Here is a 14,097-nt window from a genome sequence, read left to right as displayed (position 1 = left end):
ACAGGATATGTCACCGCGCGCCCTGAAGCCCCTCGAGCCGTCCGCGACGCCGCCCGAGATGATTCGAAACTTCTGCATCATCGCCCACATCGACCACGGCAAGTCGACCCTCGCCGACCGGATGCTGCAGATAACCGGAGTCGTCTCGGACCGCGACATGCGCGCGCAGTACCTCGACCGGATGGATATCGAGCGCGAGCGCGGCATCACGATCAAGTCGCAGGCCGTGCGCATGCCGTGGGCGACCGCCGAGAAGGACTCCGCGGGCGCGTCGACCTACGCGCTCAACATGATCGACACCCCCGGACACGTCGACTTCACGTATGAGGTCTCGCGGAGCCTCGCGGCCTGCGAAGGCGCCGTGCTGCTCGTCGACGCCGCGCAGGGGATCGAAGCGCAGACCCTGGCGAACCTCTATCTCGCGCTCGAGAACGATCTGCACATCATCCCCGTGCTCAACAAGATCGACCTGCCCGCCGCCGACCCTGAGAAGTTCGCCGCAGAGATCGCGGGACTGATCGGCGGCAGGCCCGAAGACGTCCTGCGCGTGAGCGGCAAGACCGGCATGGGCGTCGAGTCGCTCCTCGATCGCATCGTCGAGCAGATCCCACCGCCGCAGGGCAACGCCGACGCCCCGGCACGCGCCATGATCTTCGACTCCGTATACGACTCGTACCGCGGCGTCGTGACGTACGTCCGCATGATCGACGGCAAGCTCGAGCCGCGCGAGCGCATCCAGATGATGTCGACGCGTGCGACCCACGAGCTTCTCGAGATCGGCGTCTCGAGCCCCGAGCCGGTCCCTTCCAGGGGACTCGGCGTCGGCGAGGTCGGCTACCTGATCACGGGCGTGAAGGACGTGCGCCAGTCCAAGGTCGGTGACACGATCACCAACCTGCGCAAGCCCGCCACCGAGGCGCTTCCGGGCTACACCGATCCGAAGCCCATGGTCTTCTCGGGCGTCTACCCGATCGACGGCAGCGACTATGCAGAGCTGCGTGAAGCCCTCGACAAGCTCAAGCTCTCAGACGCGTCGCTGCAGTACGAGCCCGAGACCTCGGTCGCGCTGGGCTTCGGCTTCCGCTGCGGGTTCCTGGGTCTGCTGCACCTCGAGATCATCACCGAACGACTGTCGCGCGAGTTCGGCCTCGACCTCATCACCACCGCCCCGTCGGTTACCTACGAGGTCACGACCGACACGGGCGAAACGGTGACCGTGACCAACCCGAGCGAATACCCCGACGGCCGCGTGGCCGAGGTGACCGAGCCCGTCGTCAAGGTGGGCATCCTGCTGCCGAAGGACTACGTCGGAACCGTCATGGAGCTGTGCCAGGGCCGCCGCGGCACCCTGCTGGGCATGGACTACCTGAGCGAGGACCGCGTCGAACTGCGGTACAACATGCCGCTCGGCGAGATCGTGTTCGACTTCTTCGACCACCTCAAGAGCCGCACGCAGGGTTACGCGAGCCTCGACTACGAGCCGGCGGGCTCTCAGACCGCTGACCTCGTCAAGGTCGACATCCTGCTGCAGGGCGAGAAGGTCGACGCGTTCAGCTCGATCGTGCACCGCGACAAGGCCTACGCGTACGGCACCCTCATGACCGAACGGCTGCGCAAGCTCATTCCGCGTCAGCAGTTCGAGGTGCCGATCCAGGCCGCCATCGGCGCACGCATCATCGCCCGCGAGAACATCCGCGCGATCCGCAAGGATGTCCTTGCGAAGTGCTACGGCGGTGACATCAGCCGCAAGCGGAAGCTGCTCGAGAAGCAGAAAGAGGGCAAGAAGCGCATGAAGATGGTCGGCCGAGTCGAAGTCCCGCAAGAGGCGTTCATCGCCGCACTCTCGGGCGACACCGACGCGAAGACTTCGAAGTAGGCGGGTCTTCATGCGCCGCGGAACCTTTCGGGACGGAACCGTCGACTACGCCGCCGTCGGGGCCACGCAGGCTCCCGACCTCATGGGCTACCCACCCGAGCGCAGCATTCCGGCAGAGGAATCCTGGCGGATCGGCAGCGGCGAGGCGCGGTTTCACAGCGCGAGCGAAGCCCTGCTCTCGTGGGGCGCGCAGCGCGGCGCAGGACTTGCGCTGCGGGATGTGCGCCCGGCCGCCGGGCCGATGTACTCGGGCGTCGGCTTCGACGCCGAGGGCAACCCCATCGCGCCGAGCCGCACCGATGCCGAGCAGCGGTTCGACGCCGACGGCACGCCGTTCGTCTCCAGCGGCACCAGCGTGCGGGTGCACGGGCGCGTGAGAGGACTGAACGGCGACGCCGAACTGCGCGTCATCTTCGTCGTCGAAGAGCCCCGCCGCGTCGGCTTCGCGCTCGGCACAGTCGGCGGTTCGGTCGTGAGCGGCGAAGAGTCGTTCATGATCGACTGGCACGAGAACGACGAAGTGTGGTTCACGGTGCGCGCGTTCGATGCCCCCGTCTCCCCGCTGTACCGTCTGGTGCCCGCGCTGACACGGCGCCGCCGCCGTGAGCTGTTCACGCGCTACCTGCGTGCGATCTCGCCGCTGTACACGACGCCCGCCTGACGATGGGCTCCGCACTTCCGCTCGGCGATCCCGCTCCGCCCGACGGCCGCCTTCCGGCCGGCGCCGCCGTCGATCAGAGCACGCCCTTCGGCGTTTACCTGCACGTGCCCTTCTGCGTCGTGCGGTGCGGCTACTGCGATTTCAACACCTACACGTCGACCGAACTGCGCGGGGCGCGTCAGGACGAGTTCGCCGACACGCTGCTGCAGGAAGTGGCGCTGGCGCGGAACGTCCTGGCCGAGCACGGCGATCTGCGGCCCGCGGCGACCGTCTTCTTCGGCGGCGGGACCCCTACCCTGCTGCCGCCCGGCGACCTGGTGCGCATGCTCGCGGGCGTCCGCGACACGTTCGGCATCGCGGACGACGCCGAGATCACCGTCGAGGCCAATCCGGACACGGTGACAGATGCCGTCGCGGCTGAGCTCGCGGCATCCGGCGTCACGCGACTGTCGATCGGTATGCAGTCCGCGGTGCCGCACGTGCTCGCCGCGCTCGATCGCACGCACGAGCCGCGCAATGTCGCGACGGCGGTGGCCGCCGCCCGTCGCGCGGGCCTCGCCGTGAGCCTTGACCTCATCTACGGTGCACCGGGGGAGTCGCTCGATGACTGGCGGGCCTCGCTCGAGGCGGTCACGACGCTGCAGCCCGACCATGTCTCGGCGTACGCGCTCATCATTGAAGACGGCACGAAGCTCGCGCGTCAGATCCGTCGCGGCGAAGTACCCGCACCCGACGACGATCTGCAGGCCGACATGTACGAGTTCGCCGACAGAGTGCTCGCCGAGGCGGGATACGACTGGTACGAGATCTCGAACTGGTCGCGCTCGGCCGCCCAGCGCTCGCGCCACAACCTCGCCTACTGGTCGGGAACCGACTGGTGGGGCTTCGGCCCCGGCGCGCACAGCCACATCGCGGGAACCCGCTTCTGGAACGTCAAGCACCCCGCCGCCTACGCCCAGCGGCTCGCGTCGGGCCTTTCCCCCGCCGCCGGCCGCGAGACGCCGGATGCCGCCGCGCGGGCACTCGAGACCGTGCTGCTGCGCACACGCATCCGCGAGGGGATGCCCCTGGCCGACCTGCCGCCGTCGGCGCGCGCCGGCGTGGCGGGTCTCATCGCAGACGGGCTCATCGAGGGTGCCGCCGCGATCACCGGACGAATCGTGCTGACGCTGCGCGGCCGGCTGCTCGCTGACGCCGTCGTGCGCGCCCTCACGTCATGACGTCGAGTGGGCCGGGCGTCCGCTAGAATTGGCACTCTCTTGCGGTGAGTGCCAGCACGGACGTTTTCGAAGGAGTCGCAGTGGTCAGCGAACGAGGTCTGCAGGTTCTGCGGGCGATCGTGCAGGACTATGTCGACACCCATGAACCGGTCGGCAGCAAGTCCATCGTCGAACGGCATGCCTTCGGCGTGTCGGCTGCGACGATCCGCAACGACATGGCCCAACTCGAAGACGAAGAGCTGATCACGGCTCCGCACACGTCGTCCGGTCGCGTTCCGACCGACAAGGGCTACCGCGTCTTCGTGGACCACCTCGCAGAGCTCCGCCCGCTCAGCCTGGCACAGCGCTCGGCCATCTCGTCGTTCCTCGACGGTTCGAGCGACCTCGACGACGTGCTGTCCCGCTCGGTGCGCGCCCTGACACAGCTGACCGGTCAGGTCGCGATCGTCCAATACCCGTCGTTCGCGCGGGCGACCCTCACCCACGTCGAGCTGGTCCAAATCGGCGGCGGACGGATGCTCGTCGTCCTCGTCACCGACACGGGCCGCGTCTCGCAGCGGCTCGTCTACGTGGGAGACGAGTACGACGATGTCGAGCTCGGCGTCATCCGTGCCGAGATCGCCGCCCTCGTCGTCGGCCGCCCCGTCCGCGACGGGCTGCAGCGCCTCACCGATGACGACGCCGTGCGCGCGGCGAGCACGTCGTCGCGCGATACCGCGATCAGCGCCATCGCGCAGATCGTCGCCGAAGAACTCGACGGGTTCCGTCAGGACCGGCTCGTGATGGCGGGCTCGGCCAACCTCGCCCGGCGCGAGACCGACTTCCGCGGCAGCATCTACCCGCTGCTGCAGGCCATCGAGGAGCAGGTGACGCTGCTCACCCTGATGAGCGAGATGGTCGCCGACGAGCATGGGCTCGCGGCGAGCATCGGTCGTGAAAACGAAGCATTCGGGCTCACCGAGGCCTCGGTGCTCGCGAGTGACTACGACGCGACCGGATCCCGTGCGCGCGTGGGTCTGCTCGGTCCGACCCGCATGGACTACTCCAACAACCTCGCCGCGGTGCGGGCGGTCGCCCGCTACCTCACGCGACTACTCGAAGAAGACGAAGCCGCCCGCTGACGCGGTGACGGCATGACACGACCCCGCGGTGAGCCGCGGAGGGAAGGCGACAGTGGCTGACCACTACGAAGTCCTCGGCGTCGGACGCGACGCCACCACCGACGAGATCAAGAAGGCGTACCGCCGTCTCGCCCGGGAGCTGCACCCCGACGTCAATCCGGGCGAAGAGGCGTCTGAGCGCTTCAAAGAGGTGACGCACGCCTACGACGTGCTGAGCGACGCCGATCAGCGTGCACGCTACGACAGGGGCGGCGATACGCCGTTCGGTGGCGCCGGCGGATTCGGTGGCTTCGGCGACATCTTCGAGACGTTCTTCGGCGCCGCCGGGGGTGGGCGCTCCGGTCGCCCCCGCTCGCGGCGCGAGCGCGGGCAGGATGCCCTCGTGCGGGTCACACTCGAACTGAACGACGTCGTCTTCGGCGTGCACCGCGACATCGAGGTCGACACGGCGGTGCTGTGCGACACGTGCGAAGGGTCGTGCTGCCAGCCGGGCACGTCGCCCGTGACGTGCGACATCTGCCACGGTTCGGGAAATGTGCAGCGACAGGTGCGGAGCCTGCTCGGCAACGTCGTCACGACGCAGCCGTGCAACGTCTGCCAGGGCTACGGCACGACGATCCCTTACCCGTGCGCGACGTGCCAGGGCCAGGGGCGCGTGCGCTCTCGCCGCACCGTGTCGTTGGACATCCCGGCCGGCGTCGAGACCGGCCTGCGCCTGCAGCTGCCGGGCTCGGGCGAGGTCGGGCCGGCGGGCGGTCCGAACGGCGACCTCTACGTCGAGGTGAGCGTGACCCCGCACCCCGTGTTCAGTCGTGACGGCGATGATCTACTCGCGACGCTCGACGTGTCGATGCCCGATGCGATCCTCGGCACGACGACGACCATCGAGTCTCTTGACGGGCCGGTCGAGCTCGAGATCCGCCCCGGCGTGCAGGCCGGCGACGTGCTGACGATCAAGGGCCGCGGCATCACGCCGCTGCGCGGCACCCAGCGCGGCGATCTGCGCGTCGGCGTCCACGTGCTGACCCCGACCCGGCTGGACGGCAAGGAACGGGCGCTCATCGAGGAGTTCGCCAAGCGCACGAAGGCGCCCGGCCCCAAGCTCACCGAACACCACCAGGGGCTCTTCTCGAAGCTGCGGGACCGCTTCCGGAACGGGTGACCGATGCCACTGCACTTCCTGCTCGACGAGCCGACGGCGGCGCAGTCGGGTGACGAGATCACCCTGACGGGCGCCGAAGCCCACCATGCCGCGACCGTGCGGCGCGTGCGCGTCGGCGAAGAGGTCACGGTGGGCGACGGCCGCGGAGCCTGGCTCGCGGGGTCGTGCGTGTCGGTCGCGCCGCGCGAAGTCGTCGTGCGCGTCGACTCGCGTCGCGACGAGCCCCCGCCACGCCCACGCATCGTGCTCGTGCAGGCGCTCGCGAAGGGGGACCGCGACGAACTCGCCGTGCAGGCCGCGACCGAGCTCGGCGTCGACGCGATCGTGCCCTGGCAGGCCGCCCGCAGTGTGTCTCGATGGGGCGAGAAGGCCGAGAAGGGCCGCGCGCGGTGGGCCACCATCGTGCGCGAAGCCGCCAAGCAGGCCCATCGCCCGTGGGTTCCCGAGGTCGAACCGCTCACGACCACGAAGCAGCTGATCGGCCGCGCCGCGGCATCCGTCATGCTCGTGCTCGAGCCGTCCGCGACGGACCGTCTCACCGACATCGTCCGCCCCGCGGATGCACCGGGGGACCCCTGGCACGACGGCGCTGACGTGCTGCTCGTCGTCGGGCCCGAGGGCGGGATCGCGCCCGTGGAGCTCGCCGTGCTGCGCGAGGCCGGAGCCCGGGCCGTGCGTCTGGGAAGCACGGTGCTGCGCACGTCGACGGCGGGGCCTGCAGCCCTCGCGGCCGTGAGTGTCGCCCTCCGCCGCTGGTGACCGGTGCCGATTAGACTGTCCGAATGAGCGAATCGTCGATCTTCACGCGGATCCTCCGCGGGGAGATCCCCTCCGAGATCATCGCCGAGACCGAGAATGCCTTCGCGATCCGCGACATCGCCCCGCAGGCGCCCGTGCACCTCCTCGTGATCCCCAAGACCGAGGAGTACCGGAACGTCGTCGAGCTGGCCGCGGGTGATCCCGCACTGCTGGCCGAACTCGTCGGCCTCGCGAACTCCCTCGCAGCCGAGCACGCCGACGGGGACTTCCGACTCATCTTCAACACGGGCCCCGGTGCGGGTCAGACGGTCTCCCACGTGCACGCCCATGTGCTCGGCGGCGGACTGTCAGAGGAGAGCCTCGGTGCCTGACGACACCCCTGACGGAGCGACCGTTGACCATGTGTACGTCGACGGCGTCGCGATGGTGCAGCTGCTCGGTCCGCAGGACCGCCTGCTGCGGGTCGTCGAGACCGAGCACCCCGGTGTCGACGTTCTCGTGCGCGGCAACGAGATCACCCTCACCGGAGCCGCAGACGCCGTCGCCGCTGCCCGCAGCCTCGTCGACGAGCTGATCCAGATGACCAAGGCCGGCCAGGGTCTCGAACCCGCCGATGTCTCGTCGTCCAGCCGCCTCCTCCGCACAGAAGGCGGACCGCGTCCGTCCGAGGTGCTCGGCGAGGCCATCCTGTCCTCGCGCGGCAGAATCATCCGCCCCAAGACGCCGGGGCAGCGTGCGTACGTCGACGCGATCGATGAGAACACGATCGTCTTCGGCATCGGCCCCGCCGGCACGGGCAAGACCTACCTCGCGATGGCCAAGGCCGTGCAGGCGCTGCAGCGCAAAGAAGTCAGCCGCATCATCCTGAGCCGCCCCGCGATCGAAGCGGGGGAACGTCTCGGGTTCCTTCCGGGAACGCTCACCGACAAGATCGATCCCTACCTGCGGCCGCTCTATGACGCGCTGAACGAGATGATGGATCCCGAGATCGTTCCCAAGCTCATGGCCAGCGGAACGATCGAGGTCGCACCGCTCGCCTACATGCGCGGCAGGACGCTGAACGACTCGTTCGTCGTGCTCGACGAAGCACAGAACACGACGCCCGAACAGATGAAGATGTTCCTCACGCGTCTCGGTTTCGGCACGCGCATGGTCGTCACGGGCGACATCACCCAGATCGACCTGCCCGAGGGCGCGTCGGGGTTGCGGCTCGTGACGCGCGTCCTCAAAGACATCGACGACATCCACTTCGCTCACCTGACGAGCGCCGACGTCGTGCGCCACTCGCTGGTGGGGCGCATCGTCGACGCGTACAGCGAGTACGACGAGCGCCGCCTTGCCGGGCGGCGCGAGCGCGACGAAGCGTCGGAGCTCGCCAACCGCGCCGACCGGCGCGGTGCTCAGCGCCCCTCGGGGCCCCGCGATCGATTCCCCAAGCGAGGACGCTCATGACGATCGAGATCGGCAATGAATCCGGTATGCCCGCCGATGAAACGGTGCTGCTGCGGCTCATGGAGCACAATCTTGCGCAACTGCACGTGAGCCCCGACGCCGACGTGGCCATCCTGCTCGTCGACGAGGGTGCGATGGAGGCGCTCCACGTGCAGTGGATGGACGAACCCGGGCCGACCGACGTGCTCAGCTTTCCCATGGACGAGCTTCGCCCCGGCACGGACGACGCCCCGACGCCCCCGGGCCTGCTCGGTGACATCGTGCTGTGCCCGCAGGTCGCCGAGACGCAGGCGGTGGCCGCGCACCATTCGACGATGGACGAACTGGTCATGCTGACGACCCACGGACTTCTGCACCTGCTCGGCTTCGACCACGCAGAGCCTGCCGAAGAGCGTGAGATGTTCACCCTCCAGAAGGAGCTCATCACCAGCTTCCAGTCGGCCGAGCGCCGACGACGCGCATGATCGCGGGTCTCCTCCTTCTCGCTGCCGTCCTGCTCATCGCCTTCGGCAGCCTCATGGCTGCGATCGATGCGGCGCTCTCCGTCACATCGCGCGCGGACCTCGCCGAGATGGGCGAGGACGGCGGGCGCAACGCGGCCTCGCTGCAGCGGATCGCCGCCGACCCCGAAGCGCACGCGACCGCCGTGGTCTTCATCCGCATCCTCGCCGAGACGGGCGCGGCCGTGGTGGTCACGGTCGCTTTCACGATCCTGTTCGAGGACATCTGGTGGGCGATGCTCGCCGCCGTCGTGCTCATGACCGGCATCTCGTTCGTCGTGGTGGGCGCCAGTCCCCGCGCGTGGGGTCGGCAGCACGCGACGCGCCTGCTGCGTTCGGCCGCGCCCGTGATCCGCGGCATGCGCCTCATCCTCGGCCCGCTCGCGCACGGGCTCGTCGCGCTCGGCACGCGTGTCACCCCCGGAGTGCGGCGCAGTGCCTCTTTCGCCTCCGAAGAGCAGCTGCTCAGCATCATCGACGAAGCGACCGAGAACGAGCTCATCGAAGAGGACGACCGCGAACTCATCCACTCGGTCTTCGACTTCACCGACACGATCGTGCGCGCCGTCATGGTGCCTCGCACCGACATGGTGACGGTGGATTCCGCTGCCACCGCCCGCGATGCCATGAGGATCTTCCTCGAGAAGGGCATCTCGCGCATCCCGATCGTCGACGACGAAGCCGACGACCTCGTCGGAATGCTCTATCTGAAAGACCTCGTGCAGTTCGCTTTCCGCGACGAAGCTGCGTGGGCCGACGCTCCCGTCACCCGTGTCGCGCGTCCCGCCGTCTTCGTGCCCGAGTCGATGAAGGCCGAGTCGCTCCTGCAGCAGATGAAGCGCGAAGCCGTGCACGCCTGCCTCGTGATCGACGAGTACGGCGGCGTCTCCGGACTCGTCACCCTTGAAGACCTCATCGAAGAGCTCGTGGGCGACATCGCCGACGAGTACGACCCGCGCGCCGACGAGGTCAGCGAGATCGAGCCCGGACGCTTCCGCGTCAGCGCGCGTCTCGGACTCGACGAAGTGGGCGACCTGTTCGGCATGGATCTCGAAGACGAAGACGTGGATTCGATCGGCGGGCTGCTCGGCAAGGCCCTCGGACGCGTGCCCCATCCCGGTGCCACGGCGGAGTACGCCGGCCTCGTGCTCACCGGCGGTGCCTCACGCGGTCGCGGGCGCGGCATCTCGACCGTCTTCGTCGAGCGCGGCGAGACGCCCGTCGACGCGAGTCGAAACCCCCGAACCGGAGAGCTTCGCCTGCCACGCACGGGCGAGATCCGCAGACCCCAGAACGAGGAGACGCCATGACCAATCCCGAGCCCACGGGGTATCGTTCCGGCTTCGTGACGTTCGTCGGACGGCCCAACGTCGGAAAGTCGACGCTCACCAACGCGCTCGTCGGCGAGAAGGTCGCGATCACGAGCGACAAGCCCCAGACGACGCGCCGCGCGATCCGCGGCATCCTGAACCGACCGACCGGGCAGCTCGTCATCGTCGACACCCCGGGAATCCACAAGCCCCGCACGCTCCTGGGTCAGCGACTCAACGACCTCGTCGAGTCGGTGCTCGGCGATGTCGATGTCATCGGGTTCTGCGTGCCGGCGACCGAGAAGGTGGGGCCCGGAGACCGGCGAATCGCCGAATCGCTGTCGGGATACGGGCGAGCCAAGAAGGTCGCCATCGTGACCAAGACGGATGCCGCGACCCGTGAGCAGATCACGGCACGTCTCATCGAGGTCGACCAGCTGCGCGAGGACTGGGCTGCCGTCATCCCGTTGTCGGCCCTCACACACGAACAGCTCGACGTGCTGACCGACGAGCTTCTCTCACTCATGCCCGAGGGCCCGCCGCTGTATCCGGACGACGTCGTGACGGACGAGTCGATCGAAGACCGCGTCGCCGAGATCATCCGCGAGGCCGCGCTCGAGGGCGTCCGCGACGAATTGCCGCACTCCATCGCCGTGACGATCGAGGAGATGTCGCAGCGCGAGACGGGGTCGATGACGGACATCCATGCGAACGTCATCGTCGAGCGCGACAGCCAGAAGGCGATCATCATCGGACATCGCGGCTCTCGCCTGCGCGACGTGGGCGCACGCGCCCGTGCGCAGATCGAACCGCTCGTCGGGACGAACGTCTTCCTGAAGCTGCACGTGCGCGTCGCTAAGGAATGGCAGCGCGACCCGAAGCAGCTCGGACGACTGGGGTTCTAGTCGCTCAGCGCGCTTCTTCGACGCGCAGGGTGCACGCGCGGGCGTCGGCGCTCAGCATCATCCTCACCGGGTCGGGACTCGACGCGTACTTGCGCCACAGCTCGTCATCGATCTCGGCCTGTACGGGGTCGTCGACGGGGACATGCGAGGTGGTGACGCGCTCGCGCTCGAGGTCCAATGCCGCGACGCGGTCCCGCTCGGCGATCGATCCGTCCCCCAGTGCGAAAGCGACTGGGCGACCGGACTGAACATGGCGGTACCACGCGGCCCCGGGGCCGTTGACTGACCGGATGTACGGCACGCCGTCGACCACCATCGACCAGATCGGCGTCGCGACGGGCTGCCCGTCGGCCTTCGTCGTGACCACGGCGACGACCTGGGTCTCATCCAGCACTCGAACGATGTGGTCGAAGCTCATGCAGCCGAAGCTACCCCACGCGGGTGACAGGCCGCTCAGGCCCGGCGGGTCCAGACAGCCGACCGCCGATGCGGCGAGCGGAGCGCGACACGCTCACACGCGCCGATCTGCACCTCTCACTCCGGGAGGGGCCTCAGTGCCGAGCGGATCACGACGATGTCCTCGCCGAAGTCCTCGTCCGCGGCCTTCTGCCACGTGCCGTCGTCCCACACGACGTCGACCAGGAGCCGCCCGTCCTCGGGGAACGACATCAGAAAAGCATCGCCCAAGCGGTTCGGCATCTCATCCTGCAGGTCGACAAGCTGCTCCTGTGTGGCCGGGCCCGGCTCGCCGGGGGTCGTCTCGGGGGATGCGATCGGGTCGTACAGCGCCAACATGATGGGTTCCTCCGTGAGCGTGAAAGTCTCACCGTCGTACGTCCCCTGGACGGCATACGCACCCCACGTGACGTCACCTGCCGTCTCGGAGCCGTCCAGTCCCTCCCAGTCCCATCCCTCGATCGGGATACCGCTGCACTGCGGGGGATACGATTCGGCGATCATGCCGAGACACAGCTGAGGGTCGCCGCCCTGGTCCAGCACCGTGCCCTGCGTGATGACGTCGCCCTGCGGCGGCGCGGGCCACACCGAGCCCAACGACGCCCCCGCAGCGGCATCGGACGCGGACGGCGTCGCACAGCCAGCGAGCACGACGGCGAACGTTGCGCCCGCGAGTGCGATAGAAAGTCGACGATGACGTGTCATGTCCTTCCAGTGTCGCGTGCGGCGGGTTCGTCTCAGGTGCCTTGCCCCCTGGTATCATCGACGCATGCGCTTCGGCGGGCTCCTTCTTCTTAGCCGCCGCGACGAGTCCTCGCTCTAGGACCTTCCTCGTCGCGGCGATCGTCGTTGGTCCGCTATCCATCCGGCACACTGCCAGCCCCATCGGGCGATGAAAGAAGCGACGAGTCATGCAGAACACCCAGAAGCCCTCGGGAATGCCGATCCACAAGTATCGGCCGTACCACGAACAGATCCGCGTCGACCTGCCCGACCGCACGTGGCCGTCACAGCGCATCACGACCGCGCCGCGCTGGTGCGCCGTCGACCTGCGCGATGGCAACCAGGCCCTCATCGATCCCATGAGCCCCGAGCGCAAGCGCATCATGTTCGAGCTGCTCGTGAAGATGGGCTACAAAGAGATCGAGGTGGGGTTCCCCTCGGCGAGCCAGACCGACTTCGACTTCGTGCGCCAGCTGATCGAGGACGACCTCATTCCCGAGGACGTCACGATCCAGGTTCTGACGCAGTCGCGCGAACACCTGATCTCACGCACCTATGAGGCCATCGCGGGCGCCAGGCAGGCGATCGTGCACCTGTACAACTCGACGTCGATCGTGCAGCGCGACGTCGTGTTCCGCACCGACAAGCAGGGCATCATCGACATCGCGCTCGAGGGCGCACGCCTGTGCCGCGAGTACGAGAAGCGCGTCCCCGAGACGGCCGTCTACTACGAGTACTCGCCCGAGTCGTACACGGGCACCGAGCTGGAGTTCGCCCTCGACATCTGCAACCAGGTGCTCGAGGTCTTCGAGCCCACGCCCGAGCGCAAGGTCATCATCAACCTGCCCGCGACGGTCGAGATGGCAACCCCCAACGTCTACGCCGACTCGATCGAGTGGATGAGCAGGCGGCTGAACCACCGCGAGAACGTCATCCTGTCGCTGCACCCGCACAACGACCGCGGCACGGGCGTCGCCGCCGCCGAGCTGGGATACCTCGCCGGAGCCGACCGCATCGAGGGATGCCTGTTCGGAAACGGTGAGCGCACCGGCAACGTCGACCTCGTCGCGCTCGGCATCAACATGCTGACGCAGGGGATCGACCCGCAGATCGACTTCAGCGACATCGACCACGTCAAGCGCACGGCGGAGTACTGCAACCAGTTGCCCGTGCCCGAGCGCAGCCCGTGGGCGGGAGACCTCGTCTTCACGGCGTTCAGCGGCTCGCACCAGGACGCCATCAAGAAGGGTTTCGAGGCGATGGAGGCCCGGGCCGAGGCGGCGGGAGTCACGGTCGACGAGATCGAATGGGCCGTGCCCTATCTGCCGATCGACCCGAAGGATCTCGGTCGTTCGTACGAGGCCGTCATCCGCGTCAATTCTCAGTCGGGCAAGGGCGGGGTGTCCTACCTGCTCAAGACCGACCATGCGCTCGACCTGCCGCGCCGCCTGCAGATCGAGTTCTCGGGCGTCGTGCAGGCCAAGACCGACGAACACGGCGGTGAAGTGACGAGCGAGCAGATCTGGTCGATCTTCACCGACGAGTACCTGCCCGCGGCCAACGAGGCCGACCGCTGGGGTCGGTTCGAGATCCTCGCGACGCGCAGTTCGAGCGACATGACCGGTGACGTCGAGCTCGCGGTGCGTCTGCGCGACGGCGAGGAAGTGCAGGACGCCACGGCGCACGGCAACGGGCCGATCGCGGCGTTCCTCGAGGTGGTGCGTGCGCACGGCTTCGACATCTCGCTCTACGACTACGTCGAGCACACGCTGAGCGCCGGCGGTGACGCGCAGGCTGCCGCCTACGTCGAACTGCAGGTCGACGGCGAGCGCCTGTGGGGCGTCGGCATCGACGGCGACATCTCGACCGCGTCGCTCAAGGCCGTCGTCTCGAGCGTCAACCGCGCGATCCGCACGCGCGAGCGCTCGGCCTCGCTCGTCTCCGCCTGACCA

At 68.3% G+C, this 14,097-nt stretch carries 14 protein-coding genes; 12 read left to right on the top strand and 2 right to left on the bottom strand.

Going from position 1 to position 14,097, the window contains the following annotated elements:
* Positions 1-7: 7 nt before the first annotated feature.
* The 11 genes from lepA to era all read left to right on the top strand — a co-directional run bounded on the left by lepA (position 8) and on the right by era (position 10,966).
* Positions 8-1,876, top strand: a complete 1,869-nt coding sequence (gene lepA / locus AC25YV_RS07620; RefSeq protein WP_488123229.1) for a translation elongation factor 4 — start codon at positions 8-10, stop codon at positions 1,874-1,876.
* Positions 1,877-1,886: 10 nt separating this feature from the next.
* Positions 1,887-2,537, top strand: a complete 651-nt coding sequence (locus AC25YV_RS07615; protein WP_488123228.1) for a DUF1990 domain-containing protein — start codon at positions 1,887-1,889, stop codon at positions 2,535-2,537.
* A 2-nt stretch (positions 2,538-2,539) separates the two neighbouring features.
* Positions 2,540-3,757, top strand: coding sequence for a radical SAM family heme chaperone HemW (gene hemW / locus AC25YV_RS07610; protein WP_488123227.1), 1,218 nt, complete (start codon positions 2,540-2,542; stop codon positions 3,755-3,757).
* Between the two features lie 80 nt (positions 3,758-3,837).
* Positions 3,838-4,878 (top strand): heat-inducible transcriptional repressor HrcA, encoded by a 1,041-nt coding sequence (gene hrcA, locus AC25YV_RS07605; protein ID WP_488123226.1) that lies wholly within the window; start codon positions 3,838-3,840, stop codon positions 4,876-4,878.
* A 52-nt stretch (positions 4,879-4,930) separates the two neighbouring features.
* The gene (dnaJ, locus tag AC25YV_RS07600) at positions 4,931-6,040 is read left to right on the top strand and encodes a molecular chaperone DnaJ (protein ID WP_488123225.1); all 1,110 of its coding nucleotides are present in this window, start codon (positions 4,931-4,933) and stop codon (positions 6,038-6,040) included.
* A 3-nt stretch (positions 6,041-6,043) separates the two neighbouring features.
* Positions 6,044-6,799 carry a 16S rRNA (uracil(1498)-N(3))-methyltransferase gene (locus tag AC25YV_RS07595; protein WP_488123224.1) on the top strand — a complete coding sequence of 252 codons (756 nt, stop codon included), beginning with the start codon at positions 6,044-6,046 and terminating at the stop codon, positions 6,797-6,799.
* Between the two features lie 23 nt (positions 6,800-6,822).
* On the top strand, positions 6,823-7,170 hold the full coding sequence (locus AC25YV_RS07590; protein ID WP_488123223.1) for an HIT domain-containing protein: 348 nt from the start codon (positions 6,823-6,825) through the stop codon (positions 7,168-7,170).
* Between the two features lie 52 nt (positions 7,171-7,222).
* A complete protein-coding gene (locus AC25YV_RS07585; RefSeq protein WP_488123435.1) occupies positions 7,223-8,251 on the top strand; it encodes a PhoH family protein in 1,029 nt (342 codons plus the stop codon).
* Positions 8,248-8,715, top strand: coding sequence for an rRNA maturation RNase YbeY (gene ybeY, locus AC25YV_RS07580; RefSeq protein ID WP_488123222.1), 468 nt, complete (start codon positions 8,248-8,250; stop codon positions 8,713-8,715). Before AC25YV_RS07585 ends, ybeY begins: the two co-directional genes overlap by 4 nt.
* Complete coding sequence (locus AC25YV_RS07575) at positions 8,712-10,061, top strand: hemolysin family protein (RefSeq protein ID WP_488123221.1); 1,350 nt, start codon at positions 8,712-8,714, stop codon at positions 10,059-10,061. Before ybeY ends, AC25YV_RS07575 begins: the two co-directional genes overlap by 4 nt.
* On the top strand, positions 10,058-10,966 hold the full coding sequence (era, locus tag AC25YV_RS07570) for a GTPase Era (protein WP_488123220.1): 909 nt from the start codon (positions 10,058-10,060) through the stop codon (positions 10,964-10,966). Before AC25YV_RS07575 ends, era begins: the two co-directional genes overlap by 4 nt.
* A 4-nt stretch (positions 10,967-10,970) precedes the next feature.
* Here the strand turns inward: era and AC25YV_RS07565 are convergent, their stop codons facing one another.
* The gene (locus AC25YV_RS07565; protein ID WP_488123219.1) at positions 10,971-11,384 is read right to left on the bottom strand and encodes a DUF2255 family protein; all 414 of its coding nucleotides are present in this window, start codon (positions 11,382-11,384) and stop codon (positions 10,971-10,973) included.
* 116 nt (positions 11,385-11,500) lie between these two features.
* Positions 11,501-12,127 carry a hypothetical protein gene (locus AC25YV_RS07560; protein WP_488123218.1) on the bottom strand — a complete coding sequence of 209 codons (627 nt, stop codon included), beginning with the start codon at positions 12,125-12,127 and terminating at the stop codon, positions 11,501-11,503.
* Between the two features lie 206 nt (positions 12,128-12,333).
* Here AC25YV_RS07560 and leuA point away from each other — a divergent pair, with 206 nt between their 5' ends.
* Positions 12,334-14,094, top strand: coding sequence for a 2-isopropylmalate synthase (leuA, locus tag AC25YV_RS07555; protein WP_488123217.1), 1,761 nt, complete (start codon positions 12,334-12,336; stop codon positions 14,092-14,094).
* Positions 14,095-14,097: the final 3 nt, after the last annotated feature.

The sequence above is a fragment of the Microbacterium sp. Y832 genome (genome assembly GCF_057669765.1).
The sequence above is the reverse complement of the archived record's forward strand: the minus strand, read 5'-3'. Positions and strand labels throughout refer to the sequence as shown.